This window comes from Marinobacter sp. OP 3.4, from assembly GCF_036224885.1.
Lineage (GTDB): Bacteria > Pseudomonadota > Gammaproteobacteria > Pseudomonadales > Oleiphilaceae > Marinobacter.
Genome location: NZ_JAVVLT010000114.1, coordinates 1 through 23,374, shown reverse-complemented (window position 1 = coordinate 23,374; position 23,374 = coordinate 1). Strand labels below are relative to the sequence as shown.

At 60.9% G+C, this 23,374-nt stretch carries 24 protein-coding genes and 1 pseudogene; 13 read left to right on the top strand and 12 right to left on the bottom strand.

Translation table 11 applies throughout. The features are described from left to right. The first annotated feature begins 4 nt into the window (after positions 1–4). From RO069_RS19620 to RO069_RS19605, 4 genes and pseudogenes are all read left to right on the top strand, one after another. Positions 5–3,217, top strand: a pseudogene (locus tag RO069_RS19620) (efflux RND transporter permease subunit). Continuing rightward, positions 3,210–4,604, top strand: a complete 1,395-nt coding sequence (locus RO069_RS19615; RefSeq protein ID WP_328189756.1) for an efflux transporter outer membrane subunit — start codon at positions 3,210–3,212, stop codon at positions 4,602–4,604. The pseudogene RO069_RS19620 and the gene RO069_RS19615 overlap by 8 nt, the downstream one beginning before the upstream one ends. A gap of 164 nt (positions 4,605–4,768) precedes the next feature. Further along, a complete protein-coding gene (locus RO069_RS19610) occupies positions 4,769–5,044 on the top strand; it encodes a YrhK family protein (protein WP_328189755.1) in 276 nt (91 codons plus the stop codon). 104 nt (positions 5,045–5,148) lie between these two features. Continuing rightward, positions 5,149–5,859, top strand: coding sequence for an SIMPL domain-containing protein (locus RO069_RS19605; RefSeq protein WP_328189754.1), 711 nt, complete (start codon positions 5,149–5,151; stop codon positions 5,857–5,859). Positions 5,860–5,881: 22 nt separating this feature from the next. Here the strand turns inward: RO069_RS19605 and RO069_RS19600 are convergent, their stop codons facing one another. From RO069_RS19600 to RO069_RS19590, 3 genes are all read right to left on the bottom strand, one after another. Beyond that, complete coding sequence (locus tag RO069_RS19600) at positions 5,882–6,874, bottom strand: patatin-like phospholipase family protein (RefSeq protein ID WP_328189753.1); 993 nt, start codon at positions 6,872–6,874, stop codon at positions 5,882–5,884. 39 nt (positions 6,875–6,913) lie between these two features. Continuing rightward, entirely contained in the window at positions 6,914–8,674 is a 1,761-nt protein-coding gene (locus RO069_RS19595) for a PilZ domain-containing protein (protein ID WP_328189752.1), read from the bottom strand. A gap of 339 nt (positions 8,675–9,013) precedes the next feature. Then, on the bottom strand, positions 9,014–9,241 hold the full coding sequence (locus RO069_RS19590; RefSeq protein ID WP_328189751.1) for a hypothetical protein: 228 nt from the start codon (positions 9,239–9,241) through the stop codon (positions 9,014–9,016). An 86-nt stretch (positions 9,242–9,327) separates the two neighbouring features. Here RO069_RS19590 and RO069_RS19585 point away from each other — a divergent pair, with 86 nt between their 5' ends. From RO069_RS19585 to RO069_RS19565, 5 genes are all read left to right on the top strand, one after another. Beyond that, a complete protein-coding gene (locus RO069_RS19585) occupies positions 9,328–9,897 on the top strand; it encodes a nucleoside 2-deoxyribosyltransferase (RefSeq protein WP_328189750.1) in 570 nt (189 codons plus the stop codon). 115 nt (positions 9,898–10,012) lie between these two features. Next, positions 10,013–11,311 carry a methyl-accepting chemotaxis protein gene (locus RO069_RS19580; protein ID WP_328189749.1) on the top strand — a complete coding sequence of 433 codons (1,299 nt, stop codon included), beginning with the start codon at positions 10,013–10,015 and terminating at the stop codon, positions 11,309–11,311. 144 nt (positions 11,312–11,455) lie between these two features. Next, positions 11,456–11,734, top strand: a complete 279-nt coding sequence (locus RO069_RS19575) for a type II toxin-antitoxin system RelE/ParE family toxin (RefSeq protein WP_328189748.1) — start codon at positions 11,456–11,458, stop codon at positions 11,732–11,734. A gap of 10 nt (positions 11,735–11,744) precedes the next feature. Beyond that, positions 11,745–12,059, top strand: a complete 315-nt coding sequence (locus RO069_RS19570; protein ID WP_328189747.1) for a HigA family addiction module antitoxin — start codon at positions 11,745–11,747, stop codon at positions 12,057–12,059. Positions 12,060–12,315: 256 nt separating this feature from the next. After that, entirely contained in the window at positions 12,316–12,828 is a 513-nt protein-coding gene (locus RO069_RS19565) for a GNAT family N-acetyltransferase (protein ID WP_328189746.1), read from the top strand. Between the two features lie 10 nt (positions 12,829–12,838). Here the strand turns inward: RO069_RS19565 and RO069_RS19560 are convergent, their stop codons facing one another. Next, a complete protein-coding gene (locus tag RO069_RS19560; protein ID WP_328189745.1) occupies positions 12,839–13,330 on the bottom strand; it encodes a DUF2938 domain-containing protein in 492 nt (163 codons plus the stop codon). A 79-nt stretch (positions 13,331–13,409) separates the two neighbouring features. On the opposite strand from RO069_RS19560, the gene RO069_RS19555 reads away from it, so the two are divergent. After that, positions 13,410–13,847 carry a helix-turn-helix domain-containing protein gene (locus RO069_RS19555; RefSeq protein ID WP_328189744.1) on the top strand — a complete coding sequence of 146 codons (438 nt, stop codon included), beginning with the start codon at positions 13,410–13,412 and terminating at the stop codon, positions 13,845–13,847. A gap of 150 nt (positions 13,848–13,997) precedes the next feature. Here the strand turns inward: RO069_RS19555 and RO069_RS19550 are convergent, their stop codons facing one another. Further along, positions 13,998–14,828 carry an MBL fold metallo-hydrolase gene (locus RO069_RS19550; protein WP_328189743.1) on the bottom strand — a complete coding sequence of 277 codons (831 nt, stop codon included), beginning with the start codon at positions 14,826–14,828 and terminating at the stop codon, positions 13,998–14,000. Positions 14,829–14,921: 93 nt separating this feature from the next. Here RO069_RS19550 and RO069_RS19545 point away from each other — a divergent pair, with 93 nt between their 5' ends. Then, the gene (locus RO069_RS19545; protein WP_328189742.1) at positions 14,922–15,863 is read left to right on the top strand and encodes a GlxA family transcriptional regulator; all 942 of its coding nucleotides are present in this window, start codon (positions 14,922–14,924) and stop codon (positions 15,861–15,863) included. A gap of 7 nt (positions 15,864–15,870) precedes the next feature. Here RO069_RS19545 and RO069_RS19540 read toward each other — a convergent pair whose 3' ends face one another. The 4 genes from RO069_RS19540 to RO069_RS19525 form a co-directional block, all read right to left on the bottom strand. Further along, complete coding sequence (locus RO069_RS19540) at positions 15,871–16,374, bottom strand: Mut7-C RNAse domain-containing protein (RefSeq protein WP_328189741.1); 504 nt, start codon at positions 16,372–16,374, stop codon at positions 15,871–15,873. Positions 16,375–16,378: 4 nt separating this feature from the next. After that, positions 16,379–16,756 carry a PaaI family thioesterase gene (locus RO069_RS19535; protein ID WP_328189740.1) on the bottom strand — a complete coding sequence of 126 codons (378 nt, stop codon included), beginning with the start codon at positions 16,754–16,756 and terminating at the stop codon, positions 16,379–16,381. Positions 16,757–16,811: 55 nt separating this feature from the next. Beyond that, complete coding sequence (locus RO069_RS19530; RefSeq protein ID WP_328189739.1) at positions 16,812–17,729, bottom strand: hypothetical protein; 918 nt, start codon at positions 17,727–17,729, stop codon at positions 16,812–16,814. 145 nt (positions 17,730–17,874) lie between these two features. Beyond that, positions 17,875–18,651: a hypothetical protein gene (locus RO069_RS19525; RefSeq protein WP_328189738.1), complete on the bottom strand. Its 777-nt coding sequence runs from the start codon at positions 18,649–18,651 to the stop codon at positions 17,875–17,877. 355 nt (positions 18,652–19,006) lie between these two features. Here RO069_RS19525 and RO069_RS19520 point away from each other — a divergent pair, with 355 nt between their 5' ends. Then, positions 19,007–20,170 (top strand): pectate lyase, encoded by a 1,164-nt coding sequence (locus RO069_RS19520; protein ID WP_328189737.1) that lies wholly within the window; start codon positions 19,007–19,009, stop codon positions 20,168–20,170. Positions 20,171–20,223: 53 nt separating this feature from the next. Here RO069_RS19520 and RO069_RS19515 read toward each other — a convergent pair whose 3' ends face one another. Beyond that, positions 20,224–21,213 (bottom strand): alpha/beta hydrolase, encoded by a 990-nt coding sequence (locus RO069_RS19515; RefSeq protein WP_328189736.1) that lies wholly within the window; start codon positions 21,211–21,213, stop codon positions 20,224–20,226. A gap of 44 nt (positions 21,214–21,257) precedes the next feature. Beyond that, positions 21,258–22,127 carry a TraB/GumN family protein gene (locus RO069_RS19510; RefSeq protein ID WP_328189735.1) on the bottom strand — a complete coding sequence of 290 codons (870 nt, stop codon included), beginning with the start codon at positions 22,125–22,127 and terminating at the stop codon, positions 21,258–21,260. Between the two features lie 126 nt (positions 22,128–22,253). On the opposite strand from RO069_RS19510, the gene RO069_RS19505 reads away from it, so the two are divergent. Then, positions 22,254–22,673, top strand: coding sequence for a universal stress protein (locus RO069_RS19505; protein ID WP_328189734.1), 420 nt, complete (start codon positions 22,254–22,256; stop codon positions 22,671–22,673). A gap of 82 nt (positions 22,674–22,755) precedes the next feature. Here the strand turns inward: RO069_RS19505 and RO069_RS19500 are convergent, their stop codons facing one another. Continuing rightward, complete coding sequence (locus RO069_RS19500; protein ID WP_328189733.1) at positions 22,756–23,217, bottom strand: hypothetical protein; 462 nt, start codon at positions 23,215–23,217, stop codon at positions 22,756–22,758. Positions 23,218–23,374: the final 157 nt, after the last annotated feature.

Sequence of the window (23,374 nt, the reverse complement as noted above, 5' to 3'; positions counted from 1 at the left end):
TGCCATGAATTTCTCCCGATTTTTCGTGGACCGGCCCATCTTTGCGGCGGTCCTGTCCATAATTATCTTCGCGATCGGCCTGATCTCCATTCCCAACCTGCCGGTCAGCGAGTACCCGGAGGTGGTGCCGCCCTCGGTGGTGGTGCGCACCGTCTATCCCGGCGCCAACCCCAAGGAGATCGCCGAGACCGTGGCGACGCCGCTGGAAGAAGCCATCAGCGGCGTTGAAGACATGATGTACTTCAAATCCGTGGCCGGATCGGACGGGGTCCTGCAGATGACCGTTACCTTCCGGCCCGGCACCGACGCGGAGGACGCCACGGTGCGGGTGCAGAACCGCGTCAGCCAGGCCGAGGCCCGGTTGCCCGAGGCGGTGCGGCGCCAGGGCGTGACCACCCAGAAGCAGTCGCCCACGTTCCTGATGGTGGTGCACCTGACATCGCCGGATGCCACCTACGACACCCTGTATCTGCGCAACTATGCCCGTTTGCACGTACGGGACCGGCTGGCCCGTATCCAGGGAGTGGGGGACGCGCAGATCTTCGGCGGTGGTGACTACGCCATGCGGGCCTGGCTGGACCCGGAACGGGTCGCCGCCCGGGGCCTGACCGCCAGTGACGTGGTCCGTGCCATGCGGGAGCAGAACGTCCAGGTCTCCGCCGGCCAGATCGGCGCTGAACCGGTCCCGGACAGCGATTTCCTGACCCTGATCAACGCCCGTGGGCGTCTGGAAACCGTCGAGGAGTTCGGGAACATCGTGCTCAAGCGGGGGGATAACGGGGAACTGCTGCAACTGGAGGACGTGGCCCGGCTGGAGATGGGGGCCGGTGACTATACCCTGCGCTCCCAACTGGACGGTAAGGACGCGGTGGCCATCGGTATCTTCCAGGCGCCCGGCGCCAATGCCCTGAACATCCGCGAGCAGGTGGTGGCCACCATGGACGAACTGGAAACCCGGTTCCCCGACGGGGTCGAGTACGAGGCGGTGTATGACACCACCATCTTCGTCAGCGACTCCATCAAGGCCGTGGTGGCCACCCTGCTGGAAGCCGTGCTGCTGGTGGTGCTGGTGGTCACCCTGTTCCTGCAGACCTGGCGGGCGTCCATTATTCCGTTGCTGGCGGTGCCGGTGTCCGTGGTGGGTACCTTTGGCGCCCTCTACCTGCTCGGCTACACCATCAATACCCTGACCCTGTTCGGGCTGGTGCTGGCCATCGGTATCGTGGTGGACGACGCCATCGTGGTGGTGGAGAACGTCGAACGCAATATCGAGGAGGGCCTGCGACCACTGGCGGCGGCCCACCAGGCCATGAAGGAGGTCTCCGGCCCCATCATCGCCATCGGCCTGGTGCTGTGCGCGGTGTTCGTGCCCATGGCCTTCCTGTCCGGCGTTACCGGCCAGTTCTACCGGCAGTTCGCGGTGACCATCGCCATCTCCACGGTCATATCCACGATCAATTCGCTGACCCTGTCACCGGCATTGGCGGCCATGTTGCTCGAGCCCCACAGTGCTCCCAAGGACCGGCTGCAGAGGATGATCGATTTCCTGTTCGGTTGGCTGTTCCGACCCTTCAACCGCTTCTTCAATGCCAGTGCGGAAAAGTACCAGGGTGGGGTGTCCCGTTCCCTGCGCCGCCGTGGCGCGGTGTTCATGGTCTACGCCCTGCTACTGGTCGGGACCGGCCTGATGTTCAGGACCGTGCCGCCGGGCTTTATCCCGGTCCAGGACAAACTCTACCTGATGGCCGGGGTGATCCTGCCGGAAGGGGCGTCCCTGGACCGGACCGACGAGATGCTGCAGCAGGTGAGCGATATCGCCATGGAAACCGACGGTGTGGAGCATGCCATCGCTTTCCCGGGGCTGAATGCCCTGCAATTCACCAACACCTCCAACACCGGGGTGGTGTTCTTTCCCCTCAAGCCATTTAACGAGCGCAGCCTCAGCGCGGCGGAGATCAACGCCCGCATCAACCAGCAGATCGGGGGGCTGAAGGAAGGCTTTGCCTTCTCGTTCATGCCGCCGCCGATCCTGGGGCTGGGCAATGGGTCCGGCTACCAGCTGTTTATCGAGGACCGGGGCAACCTGGGCTACGGGGCCCTGCAGAATGCGGTCAACCAGTTCCAGGGTGCCATCAGCCAGACACCGGGCATGGGCTATCCCATCAGCAGTTACCAGTCCAACGTACCGCAACTGGACGCGGAAGTGGACCGGCTGAAGGCGAAGGCCCAGGGCGTGCCGCTGACGGAACTGTTCGACACCCTGCAGACCTACCTGGGGTCCACCTACGTCAACGACTTCAACCGTTTCGGACGGACCTGGCAGGTGATTGCTCAGGCCGACGCCCCCTACCGGGACAGTGTCGAGGATATTGCCCGCCTGCGCACCCGTAACGACCAGGGCGAGATGGTGCCCATCGGCTCCATGGTGGACATCCGCCAGACCTTCGGGCCGGACCCGGTGCTGCGGTACAACGGTTACCCGGCGGCGGACCTGGCCGGCGAGGCAGACCCCAGAGTGCTGTCCTCGGCCCAGGCCATGGACACGCTGAGGGCCCTGGCGGACGAGACGCTGCCAGCCGGCATGGCGTTCGAGTGGACGGACCTGAGCTATTAGCAGGCCACCCAGGGCAATGCCGCGCTGGTGGTGTTCCCCCTCGCCATCCTGCTGGTGTTCCTGGTGCTGGCGGCCCTCTATGAAAGCTGGACCCTGCCGCTGGCGGTGATCCTGATCGTGCCCATGTGCATGCTCTCCGCGCTGATCGGGGTCTGGTTTGGTGGCGGCGACAACAACATCTTCGTCCAGGTGGGCCTGGTGGTGCTGATCGGCCTTGCCTGCAAGAACGCCATCCTGATCGTGGAGTTTGCCCGGGAGCTGGAACTGCAGGGCAGGGGCGTTGTGGAGGCAGCGCTGGAGGCCTGCCGGTTGCGGCTGCGGCCCATCATCATGACCTCCATCACCTTCACCGCCGCCGTGGTGCCGCTGGTGCTGGCCACCGGTGCCGGCGCGGAGGTTCGCGAGGCGCTGGGCACCGCCGTATTCGCTGGCATGATCGGGGTGACCCTGTTCGGGTTGTTCCTGACACCGGTGTTCTATGTGGCCCTGCGCAAGCTCTCCGGTAGCCGTCCACTGAAGAGTCACCACACGTCCACCCTGTCACCTGGCGAGGCTGAAGATGATCAGGACCAGAATTTACTTCCGGGAGGTAGCCATGCTTAAGGCATTCACCATAACCGGCCTGCTGTTCCTGCTGGCGGGTTGCGCCGTGGGGCCGGATTACGAGAAGCCGTCTACGCCAGAGCCGGCGGAGTTCGAGGCCGGTCGTCAGACAGTGGCAGGGGAGATGAACCCGCAGCGGTTCTGGCAGGGGTTTGATGACCCGCTGCTGGCACAACTGATCGACCAGACCCTGGCGGCCAACCATGACCTGGCCATTGCCGTGGCCCGTTATGACCGGGCGGCCGCCCTGCTGTATGGCGCCGAACGGAACCAGTGGCCCAGCCTGACGGCCAGCGGATCGGCTTCGGAACAACACCTGGCGGACATTGAACAGTCACCGCCGGGAACCGGCCCTGACCGGATACAGCGATACCAGGTCGGGGTGGCCGCCGAGTGGGAGCTGGACCTGTTCGGCCGGCTGCGCCGGGCCACCGAGGCCCAACGGGCGGAACTGGAGGCCGCCGGCGCCGACCTGGGCACCGTCCAGGTGGCGCTGGTTGGCCAACTGGCCAGCAGCTACTTCGAACTGCGGGGTCTGCAACAGCAGTACCGGGTGGTGCAGCAGAGTGTGGAACTGCAGCAACAGTCCCTGGATATTGTCGAGGCCCGGCTGGACGCCGGTCGTGGTACCGATTTTGACGTGGTACGTGCCCGCGCCCAGGTGGAGCGCACCAGTGCCGAGTTGCCCCGGCTGCAGGCTGGCATCCGCGCCGCCATGCACCGTATCGCGGTGCTGACCGGGCAGCCCCCGGTGGCCCTGGTGGACACCCTGTCACCTGCCGTGGGCCTGCCCGAGGCACTGCCGGAGATTCCGGTGGACACCCCGGGCGACGTGTTGCGACGTCGCCCCGATATCGCGGCGGCGGAACGACGGTTGGCGGCGGCCACCGCCCGTGAGGGCGTGGCCACCGCCGACCTGTTTCCACGCTTCACGCTGGCCGGACTGCTGGGTTCCGTAGCGGCGGATACCAGTGATCTGCTCAGCGGCCCGGCCGAGTCCCGGCGTGTGGTCCTGGGCATCGACTGGACCTTCCTGGACCACGACCGGGTCCGTGCCCGTATCGAGGCGGCCGGCGCCGACAGCCGTGCCGCCCTTGCCAGCTACCAGCAGGCGGTACTGGTGGCCCTGGAAGAGGCGGAGACCCGGCTGGTGCGGTACCAGCAGGCCCAGGAGCGGGAAGGACGCCTGGAGCGGGCCATGGCCGACGCGGAAACCGCGGTGGAACTGGCCCGTACCCGTTATGAACAGGGGCTTATCGGCTACTTCGAGCTGCTGGCGGCGGAGCAGGAGTTCACCACGACCCGGGACCAGGCGGTGCGCAGCCGGACCGAGGTCATCCTGGCCATGGTGGATGTGTACCGGGCGCTGGTGGGGGCGCCGGGGTAGGTCAGGCGGGCCTCCCGGTAAGCGGCCCTGGCGTTTGACAGCGACGACGGCTTCAATGAAAGCTGCATGAAAACCGGCGGCCTGGCCGGTTGGTGACAACCTCCGGGCCGCTGGTTATGTGTCCCGGTGTTGACCGATGCCCCGCCTGGAATAAAGGAGCCGCCATGACCGACCCGAATATCGACCAACCGCTGACCCTCAGGATTGGCCACGAGGAGCTGGTGATCCGGCGTCGCTATGAGCTATTGAGCATCACCAACGACTTCCTGATCGCGATCTGGTTCCTGGTGGGCAGCATACTCTTCCTGTTTCCGGAGTATGAGACGGTGGCCATCTGGCTGTTCATCATCGGCAGTTTCCAGTTCCTGATCCGTCCCACGATCCGGCTGGCCAGCCACATCCACGTTCAGCGGGTTCCCCCGAGCCACTGGGATAACTGACGATTGTGCATTAGTGCCTGTGCGCCGGGCAGTTCCGGTACGGTGTCATAGTGGGGTATGCTGGACCGCTCAGGTGCATGGATGATTTTTGAAAAGGAGTGGCAATGAAGGTTCTGGTGGCGTTAATCCTCGGGTTGGGAATGATCGTGTCGGCGTCGCTGCTAAAGGATGGCCTGACGGAAATGCGCACCGGTGATCGGTACGTAACCGTAAAGGGCGTGGCCGAGCAGGAGGTGAATGCGGACCTGGCGTTATGGCCCATACGCTTTGCCGCCACCGGCGAGACCCTGGAGGAGGCCCGGGAGAAGGCCCGTAGCAGCCGCGATGGCGTGATGGCCTTCCTCAAGCTCCAGGCCATCGACGAGGACTCGGTGGAACTCCAGCGCATGGATGTGGTGGACACCCACGCCAATCCCTACCAGCCGGAGAACGGCGCCCGCAAGTTCATCATCACCCAGGTACTGATGGTGCGTACGGAGGCCGTGGACAAAGTACGCCAGGCCGCCCAGGGTGTCAGCGACCTGGTGGACTCCGGGGTGATCCTGTCGTCGGACTATGGCCCCACCGGTCCCACCTACCTGTTTACCCGACTCAACGACATCAAGCCGGACATGATCTCAGAGGCCACGGCGGCCGCCCGGGAGTCCGCACAGCAGTTCGCCCGGGATGCCGACGCCGAGCTGGGTGGTCTGCGCCGGGCCAACCAGGGGGTATTCCAGATCCTTGCCCGGGACCAGGCCCCCGGTGTCACCGCCGAACAGCAGCCGGTCAAGACGGTGCGGGTGGTGTCCACCTTCGACTATTACCTGGAATAGCTCTTACCTGCGAATAGCTCTCTCAACTCAACGAATCGAGGGATTCGCCGGCGTAGTTCTGTTTGAGCAATGCCACGGCGGCCTCGCCAAAGTGTTCGAACCAGAACTCCCCCAGGGCCTTCAGGTTGCTGATGTTCTTGGGGGAAATGTTGTCCATGTCATCGGCCACGGTGAGCTGGAAGCCAGGCATCTTGGCCAGGGGTGAGTTGACCCGGATGTAGTGTCCCTGGCGGCAGAAGGTCATGGCCTGATAGGCGGACACCTGTTCATTGCCCAAAAGGTTGAAGATCTTGCCGTGGCCAATCCAGCCCAGGGCGCCCCAGGTCGCTGAATCCTGACCTGGAACAAACCGCGTGGGTTTGCCGGTACCCACGGAGAGCATCTGGAGGTTTTCCAGGGTGGCGCCATCGCAGTGGCGAAGCGCCTCGGCCATGGCACAGACGCTGGGATTGTTGCTGATCACGCCCCCGTCAACCAGCCAGTCCTCGTCCCCGCTTTCCAGGTAACGCACCCGCTTGGTGGGGAAATAGGTGGGGGCGGCGGATGAGGCATCCACCACGTCGGCGGACTTGAGCTTGCGGTATTCCGGCTTGGTGCTCTTGAGCACCACCGGGTGATTGCACTCCACCCCATGGGCGACGGCCAGCACGTGTTTGTTGTCAGGCACATCGTCCAGGGTGTGGTCACCAAAATACTCCCTGAGTACCTTGCTCTTGCCTTTGCCCTCGTATTTGGGGGCATTGATGCCGTCAAGCTCGAACCAGCCCCGGTTCTCCGTAAAAATCATCCTCGCGGTCGTCACGTTATACAGTTCCGAGATGGCTTCCATGGTCAACTCGGTGGTGGCCAGGGCCACCGCGATAATGGCACCAGTGCTGGTGCCGGCCCAGAGATCCACGGTTTTCCTCAGGTCCAGGTTGTCCTTCTTCAGTTCCTTCTCAACCAGCGTGAGGAAGCGGGCAGTGGCGGCACCGCGTATGCCGCCGCCGTCCAGCGAGAGGATGGTCTTTTTCATACGTCTGCTCCTTGCTATGCGCCGTCCGGCGCGAACGGGTCAGGCGGCCCGGCTCAGGGAATGGTGGTCGTGCTCGAACCGGACGCCGGCAAGGTTGCCTTCTATCCACTGGATCGAGCCTGTCTGGGGCCGTTGGCTGCCCACCGTCAGGCTGATTTCGTCCCCCACCGAAACCGACCGGGAGAAGACTTTCAGCAGGGCGCCATCATCGGACAGGTTCTTGAGATAGGCCGGTATCTGGGCATCCCGGAGGGCGACTTTCAGTCGACGCCCGACGTGGGTCCGTTCGGCCCGGCGACGGTCGGAATTCTGTTGTACGCGGCCAAACTCGATAAACACGTAGGCGACGAAGAAGCCGATGACCGCTCCCCGGAAGAGCCCGAACACAGCCGCCGTCGCAATACTGCCCGGGGTGATGGTCCATTCTTCCGCATGGACTCCCGCATGGAGATGGACCAGCACGCTGAAGATCACGGAGGCCAGGCCGTAATACACCGCCAGTCGCATCGACAGCCGAAGGACCTCCGACTGATCCGACACCGTGCGCTTGAGGGTGGCGATGGTGACCGCCGACAGCAGCCCGAAGTTGATGGCCAGCCAGAGGTAATGGGGCTGGAACGTCTCCCGGGCAAACAGGAAGAAGGCGCAGGCGCTGAGGGTCGAGAAGACGAACGCCAGCAGGTAGGCCATCAGGCTGCGCCGACCCAGGGTCGGCTCCAGGATTTCATTGAAGAAAATGCCGAAGCCGAAGGCCATGACGAAAGAGAACCATGAGCCCGACGTCCAGTCATAGATCCGCTCCATGGTGAACCAGCGCCCCGGGGGGCCGGGAAAACCCGTGACGTCAAACAGCACCAGCCCCAGCATGGTGACCACGGCGCAACAGGCCAGGAGTACCGACCCGGTCAGCAGTACCGGCATGATCAGTTTGCCGTTCTGCTCCTTGGGGCGGGACACCGGGAAGCCGGCCTCATTCAGTGCCCGGTAACGCTGAGTGGCATTCGGCTGTTTCTTGACCGTATAGCAGGCGTAGATCTCCGCCAGCCGGGCCAGCTCCATATCCAGCTCGTCCCGGTACGGGGCCGGGGACAGTTCATTCCCTGAATTGCCCAGGGTGGGAATGATGGTGGCGATTTCCTTGAACCGTTTCTCCTGGTTTGCCAGGTACTCCAGGTCCTGGGATTTTGGTGAAAGATCCCGGATCTGCTCAATGATATACAGCCCCGAGAGGGTTCGTGTCGCCAGTTCGTTGGCGTCGGTATCGGGTTCGTTGAGGCACCGGTCCCAGAAAGCTGCCTGTTCCGTCTGCCGGACATCCCCGGACAGGTTGCTGGTATAGATCCGTGAGTGATCCAGCCCGTCAATACTGTCGATGATGGCTGCCCTCAGGGCCAAAGCCTCCCTGGGAATCCGTGCCAGGTTGAGCAGGTAACCCCGCCAGCGGCTGTCGGCCCGGTCCACAATGGGAATGCTCAGGGCGGTCACCAACATGACCACCGCAATGGCGAAATTGCTGTTGAGTATGGTCGGGTCGATGGGTTGCCCCTGACCACCCGGCCCGAAAATTAATGGGAAGTACTGTTGGATATTGGGGATCTGGCTCAGGGCAAAGCCCAGGAAGATGAAGGTCGCCAGATAGGTCAGGCTGAAGAACAGGAACGTCAGGTCGTTGATATAGCCGGACGGACGACCGCTGAAACTGCCTCCATAATCCGCAGGCCACTGATTGAAGCGTGGCAGGAAAACCAGTAGGTACACCAGTCCCACCACCACCAGGTTGGTGATAAGCTGCTGATCCATTTCAAACTCCCCTTAAGGACCTGCTTCCTGCAGACGCAGGGTGTCCATAAACGGATTGCATAATGTACGCCAATGCGTTTTTATAAGTTAAAAATCAATAAATAACAGTTAATTACAGGCTCTTCTTTATAGCACCGTAAAGGATGGTGCTGGTTCGTGGCCATTGTCCCTGCCTGGCACGGGGGGACTGCCTTTCACACCTATATGATTTTCATGAACTAATGACGCTTTATAGTGGTTTGTTATGTGTATTTCCTACTTATGCGGGGTGGTTTGTTAACTAACTCGACGCTAAAAACGCCTTCTTTTAACGACATATATGCCCGTGGTTGCCGAAGTTTATTCCGTGCTGTCAGTAAGATAGCGATTGGGTATCGATAGATATTCGAGCAAGATTAATGATTTGCAATAAATTCGGACAGTCGTGTCAACAACCACTGAGCCAATGGGAGAAGCCAGGACTGACCAGCTCTCCCCATCAGCATAGGTGGTAAGCAAACTGACATGAACTGAAAAATCTGCTGAACTGACGGCAACCGTCATGGTCGGGCCGTTGCGTCCGGCCATGGCGAATGGCCCCTTGTGTCGTGGGACGGCTCCCGGGCTGCTAGGATAACCGGTGTTTTGCCGATATCCGCCGGAGAGCAGCCCCCATGCCCGACACCCCTGCCATTTACCTGGCCGGCCCGGAAGTCTTCCTGGATGAAGACATGCGGACGGCCATCATTACCGAAAAGCAAATCATCCTGAGGCGTCTGGGCATGGTCGGCCTGGACCCGATGGATAATGAACTGTCGTTGTCCGACGACACTCCTCCAGCCGAAAAGGCGCTGGCCATCTACCGGGCCAACAGGGACCTGATGGATCGGTGCGACGGCGCGCTGGTCAACCTGACCCCTTTCCGTGGCCCCAGCGCTGATGCCGGCACCGTGTTCGAAACCGGCTACCTTGCCGCCCTTGGCACGCCCATGATCGGCTACACCCTGTCCGCGGAGGACTACCAGCACCGCGTTCCGCAACCAGGCCAGGTTGGCGTGGATGACCACGGCAGGGCTATCGAGCAGTTCGGGCTGATGGACAACCTGATGATCGAGGCCGGAATCCTCGGCACCGGCGGTCAGGTCTTCCGGGGCTCTCAGACCTTTCTCAGGCGTGGCGAGTTGTTTGATACGGTGCTTTTCGAAACATCCGCCAGGGCGTTGTGGCCCATGCTGGGCGCCTGATTTCCCGACCCTGGTCTGCCATTGTAAATTGTTACAAAAAACATCTATTGAGCCGGTATCTTTCCATAGACTCTGATCCATACTGAACGGGTTGTCGGTATGAGAGGGGTATCGCATGTTGTTCGCGCTGAAACGTTCGGAAAAGATCGCTGCAAATGAACCCGAGATTGCAAACCGGGACCGGGAGTTCGAGGCAATCCGCCAGAACATCGGTTATATCGAGTTCACCCCGGACGGTCGTATCCTGGATGCCAATGACCTGTTCCTGGGCGTAGTCGGCTACGCACGGAACGACATTATCGGGCAGCATCACCGGATGTTCTGCAAACCGGAGTATGTCCACAGCGACGATTACCAGCGGTTCTGGGAAAGCCTGGCCAACGGCGAGGGCCACAATGGCTCCTTTGAGCGACTCAAGCGCAATGGCGAAGTGTGCTGGCTGCAGGCCTGCTATTTCCCGGTTATGGATGCCGACGGCCAGGTGGTCAAGGTCATCAAGCTGGCGGCGGATATCACCGGGGAACGCAAGGCCCTCCGGGACCGGGAGGCCCGCATTGGCGCCCTGGACCGCTCACTGGCGGTGATCGAGTTCGAGCCGGACGGCACCATACTCTGCGCCAATCGCAACTTCCTCCAGGTGATGGGCTACGATCTCGATGAGATCAGCGGCCAGCACCACCGCATGTTCTGCGATGACGCCTTCTACCGGGAAAATCCGGACTTCTGGCGCAAACTGGCTGCTGGCGAGTTCTTCTCCGGTCAGTTCGAACGGCGGGACCGCTCCGGCAATCCGGTGTGGGTGGAAGCCACCTACAACCCCATCTTCAACGACGATGGCCAGGTCTACCGGGTCATCAAGTTTGCCTCGGACATTACCGGCCGTGTCAGGGCCTTCCAGCAGACCATGGCGGTGGCATCCACCACATCCGATGAGACCTCGTCCATCACCGGCCAGGCCAAACGCTCCCTGGACGCCGCCGTGAGCAGCACGGACGATATCGCCAACCAGATCGCCTCCGCCAGTGAGATCAGCGACCAGCTTAACCAGCAGGCGGGCAATATCACCCGGATCGTGTCCACCATTTCAGCCATCGCCGAGCAGACCAATTTGCTCGCCCTGAATGCCGCCATTGAAGCGGCCCGGGCAGGGGACTCCGGGCGCGGCTTCGCCGTGGTGGCGGATGAGGTTCGCCAGCTTGCCAAACGCACTGCTGAAGCCACCAGTGAGATCGGCACCGTGGTCGAGCAGAACGCCGGCCTGATCCAGACCATCCACGGCCAGATGAACGCCATCCGCGAGGGCTCCGAAGTGGAGAAGGAGCGGATTGCCAGCGTCACCACCGGGCTCAACGAGCTGGATGCGGCGGTGGAACGAATGACTGACGCGGTCCGCGCCTTGGGCCGGCAGGAGTAAGGTTACCCTTGGCCAGGCCGGATGCGCCTGACCTTGCTTCGGCCCTGGTGTTCCATCTGTTATAAGCTGTTATGACCCTCTCTCAGTGTAGTTTGCCGCATACTAACGATTGACGTTAGTAACGCAAAGCGTCATCATTTCTCCATGATCTTATCGTTTAAGTGTAAGGATACCGAGAAGCTGGCAAGCGGACGCCGCGTCAGACGCTTCGTCAATTTTGAGCGAGTTGCCTTGAGGAAAATTCGGCAACTCCAGGCTGCAAGCCAGTTGGATGATCTTAAGGTACCGCCCGGAAATATGTTGGAGCCATTGCATGGTGACCGCCAAGGTCAGCACAGCATTCGAATCAACAGGCAGTTCCGGGTGTGCTTCCGCTGGACCAAGGCTGGTGCGGAAGATGTCGAAATTGTTGATTACCATTAGGAGATAACTCATGCGCAACATTGAAGCTGTAACGCCAGGCGAGTTACTGAAGGAAGAGTTCCTTGAGCCGATGGGTATTTCTCAATACCGTTTGGCTAAAGAGATTGGGGTGCCTGCTCAGAGGATCGGCCAGATTATTGCTGGAAAGCGGTCGATAACCGCAGACACGGACCTGCGACTCTGTCGCTTCTTTGGTTTGTCCAATGGCTATTGGTTGCGAGCTCAGGCAGCCTACGACACTGAAATTGCGGAAGATGCCCTTGAGGATCAGTTGAAGAATATTCGTCCGTGGAGTGCTGTATCAGAACTCGGGCACCAGGCATAACTTCGAATATTGCGTTGGTTGGGCCAATCGCGTTTCTTGCGCTCCAAATCAGCAGGTGGGCTTTGGCATTGATATCACTCCCCACCAGGGAGGCTGCCTCTTTAGTCATTTATCTTTTGGTGAACACTGCCGGGTCTGCTGCCACCGGTTCCGCTTCAGTGACCCGCCGATACTCGAGGCATTGGATAACGGTGCACGGACGCGTGATTGCAAAAGATACACATGGGCTTTCGAATTGTCATAAGGAGTACGGCCGATGGGCCTGCGGGTTGCTACCAGGCAGGATTTACCGAGAATCGTCGAGATCTACAACGCCGCGATTCCGACTCGCCAATCGACGGCGGATACGGAAATGGTCACGACGGAAGCCCGCCTTGAATGGTTTGAGAAACACCAGCCAGAACGGCGCCCCCTCCTGGTCTACGAAGATGAGAGTGGGATTGTCGCATGGTTGAGCTTCGAGGATTTTTACGGCAGGCCGGCGTACCAGCATACGGCTGAGCTGAGCATTTACATCACGCCCGAGCAGCAAGGTCGATCGGTAGGGAAGGTGCTGTTGCAGGCGGCGGAAGAGATGGCACCGGGGCTGGACGTGCACACGCTCGTCGGTTATGTCTTCGCTCACAATACACCGAGCATGCGCTTGTTGCAGGCTTTCGGATATCAGGAGTGGGGTCGGCTGCCGGATGTGGCGACGATGGACGGCGAGGAGTACAGCCTTTGCATCATGGGTAAGCGTCTTGTGGGCCACCCCGGCCGACGTTTATAGAGCCTGACTTTCATATTGAGTACGAAAGTTGTACTGCCCAACCCGATACATATAAGCCGATACCGAAAATGGCATGTGTTATGAGGCTGTGCACTCGCGCAGAGGCCGGGCGTTGTGTTCTGGAGGCGGCAATACCAGCCCCCATACCTGGTTGCATCAGCAGGAAGGGAGCTGCAACGGTGCCTATTCCCACCGTAAGTGCGGGTCCAATCGTTGGATGATGAATCCAGGACTCTCCCCAGATTCCAATAAGTAACGCGGCAAAGGCGATACCGATCAGATAGTGGACTGTCCACCCGATGATGTGTTCTGCGCGCATGGGAGGAGACTCGGCAATAGCGTCATGACGAAACGTCCCGTGTCCCATGTAAGCAATCCAGCGTCCCACCAGTCCATAGTTTGGTGGAGGGATGCCGAGTAGGCGTTTGCGAACACTCCCCCACAGGTCAGTCACTGCAGTGGCTCCAATACCAATCAATAATATGGGCAGTAGATCGTTCATTATGCTCACCTCTGGTTGTCTTGATTCCGAACTGGGATTATCGTACGACTTCAAGTTGACTTGAGGTCAAGGGGTATTTATGGACATTGCTGAAGTGGCTAAACGTTCTGGCGTGCCGGCCTCCACGCTGCGATTCTATGAGGAGAAAGGGTTAATCAGCTCTGTTGGCAGGCAAGGGCTACGCCGGGTTTTCAACGCCGATATTCTGGAGCGGCTGGCGTTGATTGCGCTGGGGCGAGCCGCGGGGTTTTCACTGGACGAAATCGCCCGGATGATCGGATCTAAAGGAACCCCGGATATCGACAGGGAGTTGCTGGTGAGTAAGGCGGATGAACTGGATAGAACCATTCAAAAGCTGATGTCGATGCGCGATGGCCTTCGGCATGCCGCAGTATGCTCTGCCCCGAGTCATATGGAATGCCCGACATTTCGTCGTCTGCTCGGAATTGCGGCATACGGAGCGATTAGTGGTAAGCCGGGGACGCTGTCAGCAAAGCGGCAATTGACAACGCGCTGAACGGGATGCGCGGGCCGTTGAGAAAGACCTCCAGGCCCTGAAGCGCTTATTGAGAAGACTTCTGAACAGCCTGTCGTTGAGTCCCGGGAATAGTTCCAGGCAAGGGGGGGGGGGACGTCCCCGGCGCCTGAAACACCGGGGGTTACTTGATTACCCGTCCAGTTCTTCGGTGAGGACAGGGATATGCCCGACCTCTGCCGGTGGCTGAGGGGGAAACACCAGTGTCTCCCCATCATCCGGCACCCGTAGCCGGGCACCCAGGTCTTCCCGTTCCCCCATGGCCCGGATCTGGTCCCGGGTCACCGGGCAGTGGTCCAGGGATTCGAGGTGGTTGGCCACCACGATACCGGTGCTGATCCGGGTGACCGACCGCACGTCATCAACTCCCATGATAATTTCTCCACCAATATCGAAGTTGGCACCGCCCGCGGGCACCACGCACACATCCGGCTGGTTTTGCAGGATGCAGCGGCGGACGTCGTCGGTAAGGATGGTGTCTCCGGCGATATACACGCTGGGTTCGCCGGGAAACTCCAGGAAGTAACCGTGGCCATGGGCCATAAACCGACTCACCAGTCCGCGACCGTGAAGGCAGGGCACCGGGGTCAGTTCGCCGCCCAGGAAAGCCTGGCGCAGGCCCGGTTGCAGCGGTATCACCGACAGGCCCTTGCGGGCCAGGAAATCGGCATCCTCCGCCATGCAGTACACCGGGATGTCATGCTGGCGCAGCCACTTTGCCCCGGCCCGGTCCAGGTGATCAAAGTGCCCTTTCTGGCAATGGGTGATCAGGCAGTGGGTGACGGTTTCCAGTTCCGCACTGGTGTTTACGGGCAGTTCCACCAGCGGGTTGCGACGGCGTGACCGGGTGGCGTACTTCAGGGGTGGGATGGCGCCCATGGGGGCCAGCATCGGGTCCACCAGGATTCGGTGACCGCCGATGTCCACGATAATGGTGGCGTTTCTCAACTGCGTGATGTTCATGATGACCTCCTTACTTCGGATGTCATCATTGTGCGACGGTTAGCTGGTGGTTAGTATGGCACGTTAAGACATAAATAATGCGAATAATGCCATATGAACATTGGTCTGTTGCTTTACCGGGATTGCCTGCCCGCCGGCCTGTTTGGCTTCTCCGACCTGCTGATGGCGGTAAATCAGAGGGCGGGCCGTGAACTGTTCCATTGCCAGTGGGTGAGTGAGCGAGGCGGTCGCTTGCCGACCGCCAATGGCGTTACGCTGGCCACTGAACGCCTGGGCGAATCCGGACTGGATGGTGTACTGGTACCCGGTGCCTGGCGCGATGCCGACAGTGCCGTGACCGATGCCGATAATGGCCTGGTGGAGACCCTGGCACGACTGCCGGAATCAACCCGGTTGTGGAGCTATTGCACGGGGGTGTGCCTGGTGGCCCGTACCGGTCGACTGAACGGTGTCCCGGCCACCACGACCTGGTGGCTCCGGGAACTGGCCGGAAGCCGGTTCCCCCGGGTTGACTGGCGACCCCATCAGACCCTGGTCCGCACTGGCCATGATGACACCGCCGCCGGCGTTAACGGTTATCTGCCCCTGGGGCTGGGGCTGCTGGAAGAGCAGTGCGGTGGCCAGGCGGTGGAGGAGATCCGCCGCCATATGGTGCTGCCCCGACCGGAGGACCACCACACGCCCCTGCAGGACGTGCCGGGCCTGTTCCGGCAAAGTCCCTGGTTACGTGAGGTGATCCGTTGGGTGGAGCGAACGCCCGCCCATGGCCTCATCATTGACCGGCTGGCCGAGTTCATGAACACCTCATCACGGACCCTGCAACGCCGGGCCCTCAGGGAAAGTGGTCATCGGTGCGGGCAGTTGATGCGGCTGGTGAAGCTCAACCAGGTGGGCGAACAACTGATCAGCAGCGATCGCTCCCTGACCACTATCGCCGATGGCCTGGGTTTCCCGGATGAGGCCAGTCTCCGGCGCAGCTTCCGGCAGGTGTCCGGCATGACGCCGGGGGAGTATCGGAAGCATTTCGGCAGATAGTGCCCTATCACGGACCGGCGCCGCCGGCCCGAAGTTCTGGAAATATCTCGGCCAGCTCCCGTCGCATGCGCCGGACGTGGGAGCCCGGCCAGTAGATACGACCGCAGCCGGGGCAGGCCAGGAAGGGCCCCGGTAGTGTGCGGGGCCGTTCAGGCACCCGGGTGGCGATCTCGTTGGTGGTGGCTGCCCGCAGGCGGCTGTTGCACATCAGGCAGCGGTTGAACAGGTCGTCGGTGGGCGATAGCCCGAAAGCCCGGGCCACCCGGTCGAGCTGGACGAGAGGTCTGCCGGTGCGGAGCAACAGGCCCTGGTCAGGGCGCAGGAAGGTGATCAGGTGTTGGTCGCGGGTCAGCAGGATCCGCTGTTCGCGGTTGGCCAGGGCCACCAGGTCATGATCATCGATATCCGGGCTGTAGGTCGTGTCAAAGCCCAGCGCCCGTAGCCATCGGGCCAGTCGCCCGAGCATGGCGTCGACGGCGAAACGGGGCGTGGGTCCGGACCGGGAAGGCATGGGCCTATGACTTTATCCGGAAGATCGCGTAATTGCCGTTGGCCTGGGCCACCAGCACGTCGTCCACGAACAGCCGGGATTCCAGATTGGCAATGGTCTTGCCCCGGTTGATCATCCGGGTATGGCAGACCACCTTGCCGGCAAACACCGGTTTGAAATAGCTCATCTTGATTTCAATGGTGGCGCAGACCTGACCCTCGTCCAGGGTCAGGTAGAGGGCGGACCCCATGCCGGTATCCGCCAGTGCGTAGAGCACCGCGCCATGGACCACCTGGTTGGCGTTAAGGTGTTTCTGCTGGACCTCCAGGCTATTGGTGCTGGCACCGGGGAGGTCCTCATCCATCACCATGTCAATCAGATCCGGGAACGGATGTGTCATCATATCAGTGTGCCTGGCCGGGTTAGGAGGTTGTTCCTGTTGTCGGGACGATGCCCGCCTATTGCGCTTCCTCGTCATAGTGAGGGTAGGAGTGCTTGAGGGTCGCATGGTTCAGGAGCATCTCCGCCTTCAGGTGCTCGCCGGTGGCGTCGTAGATACGGGAACGGACCCAGTAGGATTCGGTGCGTTTGCTTTCCGACAGCGCCACGATCTCACGACGGATCAGGTAGTCTTCGCCCACGAACAGGGGGCCGTCCACCATGCGGATTTCCTGGTCGGCGAACAGGCCGACGGCGGGCTGCTTCACCGGGAACCTGGCGGTCTTGCTGGTGTACTCGGCAAGCACGCTGACCATTTCCAGGGGGATGATCGCACGGCCCCAGGGGGAATCGGCACCGTCGCTGTACCACGGGGAGCGCTCGGTAATCCGCTCCAGTTTCTGGTTCAGCGAGAAGGGGTAGAGGTTACCCATATGCTGGTCGGCATCCATGCGCACCGGCTCATCCTCCGCACCGGTCATGCCGACCTGGAGATCGGACAGGATCACCAGTTTCTCCGGTGGCCGTAACTTGGCCATACGCTGCTCAAGCAGGGTCTCGCCGCCTTCGGGCCCCAGGCTGGCACTGGCCTCCAGCACCGGTGTGCCATCCGCCTTCTCGGCCCAGGCCCGGACCTTTTTGGCACCGGGGGCGGGCTGCTCGACAAACGCCCGCACGCTTTCACCTTCCACCACCATGTTCTGGAAATGGGCCGAGAAGCAGCCGCGCTCATACCATTCCTTTCCCCAGATCGCTTCAAGCAGGGGCGTAAACTGGCTGAAGTGGGTCGGGCCTTCGATGGGGCCGGCCTGGAAGCCGAGCTTTTCCGCCATGCTGTCATCGTGTATGGAGGAATGGCCGCTGTATTCCTGGTCCGCCAGCATCTGTAGGGGTTCTCTGAGTGGGCCACACAGGTGGATTGGGGTATCGAAGCTCATGAAGGTGTCCTTGATTGTTGTATGAATCGACGCCGCCTTATTATCGGTTTGGGGCGGCCTTTTGGCCACAGGGCACCGGGTAATCTTATCCTATTGTTAAGCAAGCTAGTAAGAGGGCGGCATGCTACCGCGCAGTCTTCCGGCATCAGAGATCCAGTTCGTCACTGTAGAGCACGTTGCCCAGCCCCAGCACGATGCGATCCATGGCTTCTTCATCGGCGGCGGTTGAGTCAGGGGAGGTCTGGCGAACCGTGTGCAACAGATCCAGCAGGCGTATCACCAGGTCCACCGGCGCGAACTGGTCCGGCGCGTCAGCAATGGACTGGTGGGCATAGGTGAGGGCGTGGTCCACGATAGTGGCCCGGGACGCTCCCAGACCGGTTGTGTCCAGGTCCCGGCAGGACTGGTATCGTTCTTCCCGTTCCAGCCGGAGTGCCTCCTTGCAGATCTCACGGGACTGCTCGGGGGAGGTGTGGTCTCGCATCAGGGCGGCTAGTCGTAACTCCACCGTGCCTTCCTGGCACTGCTCTTCGTATTCGTGTTGCACGGTATGCCGCGCCTGGGGCAGGAACTTGCGCACGGCATTATGTCGGGCCTGGTCGATCGCCGGTTGCTCGGCGGTATTGACCAGTGTGGACATCAGGCGGGTGCTGTGGGTCAGGTAGGTCCAGAGTTCCGGTGGAATGGCCTCCGGCTCGGCCGGCAGTACCCGGCATATGGATCTGAACTCAAAGTAGAGGCTGGTGACTTCATGCTCCGGAAAACCGGAACACTGAATGATACGGGACAGGCCCACGCGATCCATGTCTGCCAGCAACTGGGGTGCCAGTAGCAGGAGGTAGTGTTGGGCGCCTGGTGAGAGTGGCTTGTCGATAACGGATACCTCTGGGGTTTTCCAGCGCGTCCACCGGTACGCTTCCATTTCAGTCTATACCCGGAAGCGCCAACGGGAAAGCTGGCCCACCTGAGGAAAGTCCCGAACAGGTACGCAAATACGAAAACCCGAATGACCCGAATAACGTGATTGCAGGGATCCTGAGTCCCGGGTTACCTCGGTGGTGGGTCGAGGACCGGCACACGGTTAAGCTGCTGGCCGGAGCTGGTTACCTTGTAGCCAGTTTCCTATCTGTCGTTCTGAATAAGCTGTCGGGCAGAAAACGCGCATGAGGCGATCGGGTCAGGAAGGTCCGCTCGCCCCGGCATACGTGTGGGGCAGCATGGTGGTTAATGACTGCCCCGGACGGGCCGTAGACAACCACAACAATGGAGTCCCGATAATGAAACCTTCTTTACTCGTTCCGCTACTGGCTGCGGTTCTCTCGACGCAGACAATTACGGCGATGGCGATCGACAACGGTCGCTATGCCATCATCTCCCGCCACAGCGGCCTGGCCCTGGATGTGGAAGGCAACAGCACTGCCGATGGTGCCAATGTGGTCCAGTGGGAATACACCGGGGACGAAAACCAGCAGTTTGACGTCACCAATCTCGGCAATGGTTATTACACCATCCGCCCGGTACACAGTGACAAGTCCCTGGACGTATGGGAATGGAGCACGGAGCCGGGCGGTGAAATCCGTCAATGGCAGTTCACCGGCGGCTACAATCAGCAGTGGGCCATCGACAATGCCGGTAATGGCTATCACACCATCAGTTCCCGCCACAGCGGGCTGCCGCTGGATGTCTGGGTATGGAGCACCTCCAATGGTGGTGATATCCGCCAGTGGCGGACCACCGGTGCGGTGAACCAGCAGTGGCGTTTCCAGCCGGTTGATGGCGGCGACGGCGGCGATGATGGTGGCTCGGGATCCGATCCGGGCGGCCCCGTTGGTAAGGGGGCAAGCTGTGAGTCCACTGGCAGCCGCTTTGTATCTGAAACCATCGTGGTGGATGGCGGCACCTTCGACGGTCAGTGCCAGACCTTCAACGCCAGTTCCGCCCTGGGCGATGGCGGCCAGAGCGAAGGGCAGGACCCGGTGTTCCGCCTGGAGAACGGAGCCACCCTCAAGAACGTGATTATTGGCCAGAATGGGGCGGATGGCATCCACGTCTATAACGGCGGCACTCTGGAAAACATTCTCTGGATGGATGTGGGCGAGGACGCCATGACCGTCAAGTCCGAGGGCAATGTTACCGTCCGCAATGTGGAGGGCTACAATGGCTCGGACAAGTTCCTGCAGGTGAATGCCTCCACCAACCTCACGGTGTCCAACTGCGTTGTCGATAATATGGGCAAGTTCCTGCGTCAGAATGGTGGCACCGGATTCGAGATCAATGTCACCGTCGACAACTGTGATATCTCCAACATGAGTGAGGGGATTTTCCGGACGGACAGCTATAGCTCCACCGCCCATATCTCCAACAGCCGCCTGCATAACGCTGGCCAGCTCTGCATTGGCAACTGGGCGAGCTGCACCAGCTCTGGCCTGTCCAACTTCTGACAGGGGAGAGGAACTGCCGGGGCAAACTCCGTCTCCGGCAGTCAAGACCGGAATCAGTCCGTGATATCTGCCTGCAGCCAGCTCCCGATGGCCGGCACCACGGACTCGTCCACCACGATACCCAGGTGCGAGGCACCGTCAATCACCCGAACATCCCCTTCCGTATACCGGTTCACCACCGGCCTGAATTTTTCCGGATAGAAGAGCCCGTCTTCGCCACCCACCAGCACCAGTAGCGGCTGTTTGATGGCAGAGAGCGCTTCCGTGTAGTCCCGGGGCGCATAGCCGGCGTTGAGGCGGTAGGAGTAGCTCAGCGTCTCGGTGCCGTCCCGCACGTCCGCTGGCATGTTGAAACGGATCACCGGCAGGTGGTTGAGTGCGCTGATCCCCAGGTTGTTCAGCAGGGTTAGGCCGATAATGCGTCGTGTGTAGGGGATGGCCCAGCCGGAGCCGTCGGGGCGGACGGTGGGCGCATTGTATTGCAGCCAGGGTGCCAGCAGCAGGTAGCCATCGGCCTGCGGGCCATAGCGGCTTCCAGCGAACCGCAGCGCCAGGCCGCCACCGGACGAGTGGCCGCCAATCACCAGCGTTGCTTCCGGTTGGTCCTTCCGCAGGTGGTCGATCAGGTCCGCCAGGTCATCCACCAGTTGATGGGTGTAGTCGATATCGCCCCGGCGTATCGGGTCGGGACCATGTCCCCTGAGATCCGGTGTTACCACCTTGGCATAACCGCCGGCACTGATCCGGCGGGCCATTGGCGCCAGGTACCGGCTATGCCAGCCGGAGCCATGCAGCAGGATCAGCACCCGTTGGGATTCGGAGGGATAGAGCCGATAGGACAGGGTGCTGCCATCACGGGCCTCGTAGTCCTCCAGGGGCGGCAGGTCACCGGTATCACCGGTCAGCGCCTGGAAGGACAAAGGCTCCTTGTCAGCGTCTGGTTCACGATGGGAATCGCTGATGATCAGCCCCATGGCGACGAGCAGGTAGATCATCAAAGAGACCAGGACGGACAGGCCGATCCTCACTGCAATCTTTCTCACCGGTGACCTCGTTCAGGCGGTTCATGCTGGTGCAGGACACGACACTACCAGTCAACCTGCTCCACCTGATACCCCCGGTCTTCCAGCAGGGCCAGAACACCGTCGTCCCCGACCAGATGCAGGGCCCCGAACAGGACCAGCTCAACGTCCCCGGTGTCCAGCAGGCGTTCGATCTCCGGTATCCAGTCGTGGTTACGGTCCACCAGGATCATGTCGTACAGGTCCGGAAACCGGTCGACCCAGCGCTCCAGGCCCGCCGCCGCCAGTTTCTGGGTATCGCCGTCGCGCCAGGCGGCACGGATGGTGTCCATGTCCTGCGGGAGCCGTTCCATCTCCAGGATGGTATAACGTATCAACTCGTCTTCCTGCCCCTTGCCCATATCCACCAGGAACTGGATCTGCTGGTCAGGGGACTCCAGGTAACCCACTTCCTTGCCGTCGTTCAGCGCCTGTAACCGGAAAAACTGGTCCACCCCTGCCTCGGTAAGGCCAAGTTGCTGCAGTTCGAGAATGGTCAGCGTCATCGACAGCATGCCGGGTTTAAGCCGGAAAAGCGGAGCGGCTGGCATGTGTCTTTCTTCCAGGTAGTCCCGCAGCAGTTCGACCGTGTCGTCGGAAAGATGCTGGAGCACGCTGCTGTCCCCGGAGTAGGTAGTGGCCATCAGGATTTCCCGCTGGTACTCCGCCGTCTCCAGGGCCGCCATGTCGGTTTCCAGCACGACCATGTCCGAGTCCTGGTAGGCCCTGGAAAAACCGTCGGGCAACGGAAAATCGTCCCTGCTCAGCAGGTGAATGGTGCCGCCGACGTAGAGGTAGTGGTCACCTTTCGTGACCTTCCAGACCGACGTGTCGGCGTGGGCGGACAGGGCCACTGTCCAGAGCAGGGTGAGAAGGGCAAGCCAGTGCTTTTTCATGATGATTCCTTGCGGTGGTTTCCTTCGCGGCCAGTTTACCCATGTCGACCTTGATCTCGATACCATCCGGCCCCAGATCTTTTACATAAGGCAAGACAAAACCGGTCAGCAAAAAGGGAGGCGGCTATGTACTCCAAGATTCTGGTACCTGTTGATCTCGCCCACGTCGACAAGCTTGCCAAGGCGCTGAACACGTCCATCGACATCGCCAAGCACTATAACGCGGCCCTGCACTACGTCACGGTGACCAACCGGGCGCCGTCGTCCGTGGCCCACAGTACCCACGAGCTGGAGGACGAACTGCGACTGTTTGCGGAGGAGCAGGGCAAGGACCATGGCATCGATACCAGCTACTCGCTGATCGAGTCTCCGGATACGGTCGTTGAGCTGGAAAAGCGGCTGGTTGCAGCGGCCGACGAGACCGGGGCGGACCTCATCGTCATGGCCTCCCATGTGCCCGGCATTGGCGACAAGCTGCATTTCATCCGTTCCAATGCGGCCAACCTGGTGCGGGATGCGAAGATCTCGGTGTTTGTGGTGCGTTAGGGGCAGTTCCTCCCGTTGGTTCCCCTGCATTCAGGGGAACCCGGTAACAGGCGGGAGAAACTGTTTCCCGGCGGGGTAAAGCCTACTCGTCGCCGAGTGCCCTGAACTGATCGATATAGGGGCGGACAGTCTCAATGTCCTCCGGCGAGGCTTGATCGGCGGCGGCCAGCATATCCCTCATGTTCTTGGCCATTTCATCCATACCACGCTGTGTGGCTTCATGCGCCTCGGGGTCAATGTCCGGGTTGGCCATGGACTCAACCATCTTCCGCTGCTCAGGGGGCATGTCCTGGATCGAGATCGCCATGGTTGCGATAAAAACACGATCCCCAACATCTGCCCATTGCTCAATATTGTCAAAGCCGTGGTCTTCCACAATCTCTTCCAGGCGATCCCTGGCCTCCGGGACGTCGTCCAGGGTGCTCAGTGAACTGGAGATGGGGCGACTCATATCCTGGTTTTCGGGTTCCATCTCGGTGTCCAGTTCCGGAAACTCCTCCCGTAGCTTTTCAGTGTCGTGCATGCTGTCGATAAACGACTGCACCTGATCCTCCGTGAGGGATGCGGCCTGGGTAAGGCCGGAGAACATCAATCCGAAAAGAATAGCAGTGCAGAAACGAAGAGTGATGGACAGAGTGGGCGAAAAATTAGGTTCATCGCGCTTTACCGGGAAACGCTGCTTTTATCTTCAGGAAGAAGTA

What these genes read in the sequence shown, in the direction of transcription:
- RO069_RS19510 (WP_328189735.1), bottom strand. Translation starts at nt 22,127, where the DNA reads ATGAAAAAGCACTGGCTTGCCCTTCTCACCCTGCTCTGGACAGTGGCC.
- RO069_RS19610 (WP_328189755.1), top strand. Translation starts at nt 4,769, where the DNA reads ATGACCGACCCGAATATCGACCAACCGCTGACCCTCAGGATTGGCCAC.
- RO069_RS19550 (WP_328189743.1), bottom strand. Translation starts at nt 14,828, where the DNA reads ATGAACATCACGCAGTTGAGAAACGCCACCATTATCGTGGACATCGGC.
- RO069_RS19605 (WP_328189754.1), top strand. Translation starts at nt 5,149, where the DNA reads ATGAAGGTTCTGGTGGCGTTAATCCTCGGGTTGGGAATGATCGTGTCG.
- RO069_RS19615 (WP_328189756.1), top strand. Translation starts at nt 3,210, where the DNA reads ATGCTTAAGGCATTCACCATAACCGGCCTGCTGTTCCTGCTGGCGGGT.
- RO069_RS19600 (WP_328189753.1), bottom strand. Translation starts at nt 6,874, where the DNA reads ATGAAAAAGACCATCCTCTCGCTGGACGGCGGCGGCATACGCGGTGCC.
- RO069_RS19535 (WP_328189740.1), bottom strand. Translation starts at nt 16,756, where the DNA reads ATGATGACACATCCGTTCCCGGATCTGATTGACATGGTGATGGATGAG.
- RO069_RS19530 (WP_328189739.1), bottom strand. Translation starts at nt 17,729, where the DNA reads ATGAGCTTCGATACCCCAATCCACCTGTGTGGCCCACTCAGAGAACCC.
- RO069_RS19525 (WP_328189738.1), bottom strand. Translation starts at nt 18,651, where the DNA reads ATGGAAGCGTACCGGTGGACGCGCTGGAAAACCCCAGAGGTATCCGTT.
- RO069_RS19590 (WP_328189751.1), bottom strand. Translation starts at nt 9,241, where the DNA reads ATGGCCGGACGCAACGGCCCGACCATGACGGTTGCCGTCAGTTCAGCA.
- RO069_RS19520 (WP_328189737.1), top strand. Translation starts at nt 19,007, where the DNA reads ATGAAACCTTCTTTACTCGTTCCGCTACTGGCTGCGGTTCTCTCGACG.
- RO069_RS19585 (WP_328189750.1), top strand. Translation starts at nt 9,328, where the DNA reads ATGCCCGACACCCCTGCCATTTACCTGGCCGGCCCGGAAGTCTTCCTG.
- RO069_RS19555 (WP_328189744.1), top strand. Translation starts at nt 13,410, where the DNA reads ATGGACATTGCTGAAGTGGCTAAACGTTCTGGCGTGCCGGCCTCCACG.
- RO069_RS19505 (WP_328189734.1), top strand. Translation starts at nt 22,254, where the DNA reads ATGTACTCCAAGATTCTGGTACCTGTTGATCTCGCCCACGTCGACAAG.
- RO069_RS19595 (WP_328189752.1), bottom strand. Translation starts at nt 8,674, where the DNA reads ATGGATCAGCAGCTTATCACCAACCTGGTGGTGGTGGGACTGGTGTAC.
- RO069_RS19570 (WP_328189747.1), top strand. Translation starts at nt 11,745, where the DNA reads ATGCGCAACATTGAAGCTGTAACGCCAGGCGAGTTACTGAAGGAAGAG.
- RO069_RS19545 (WP_328189742.1), top strand. Translation starts at nt 14,922, where the DNA reads ATGAACATTGGTCTGTTGCTTTACCGGGATTGCCTGCCCGCCGGCCTG.
- RO069_RS19560 (WP_328189745.1), bottom strand. Translation starts at nt 13,330, where the DNA reads ATGAACGATCTACTGCCCATATTATTGATTGGTATTGGAGCCACTGCA.
- RO069_RS19540 (WP_328189741.1), bottom strand. Translation starts at nt 16,374, where the DNA reads ATGCCTTCCCGGTCCGGACCCACGCCCCGTTTCGCCGTCGACGCCATG.
- RO069_RS19580 (WP_328189749.1), top strand. Translation starts at nt 10,013, where the DNA reads ATGTTGTTCGCGCTGAAACGTTCGGAAAAGATCGCTGCAAATGAACCC.
- RO069_RS19575 (WP_328189748.1), top strand. Translation starts at nt 11,456, where the DNA reads ATGATCTTATCGTTTAAGTGTAAGGATACCGAGAAGCTGGCAAGCGGA.
- RO069_RS19565 (WP_328189746.1), top strand. Translation starts at nt 12,316, where the DNA reads ATGGGCCTGCGGGTTGCTACCAGGCAGGATTTACCGAGAATCGTCGAG.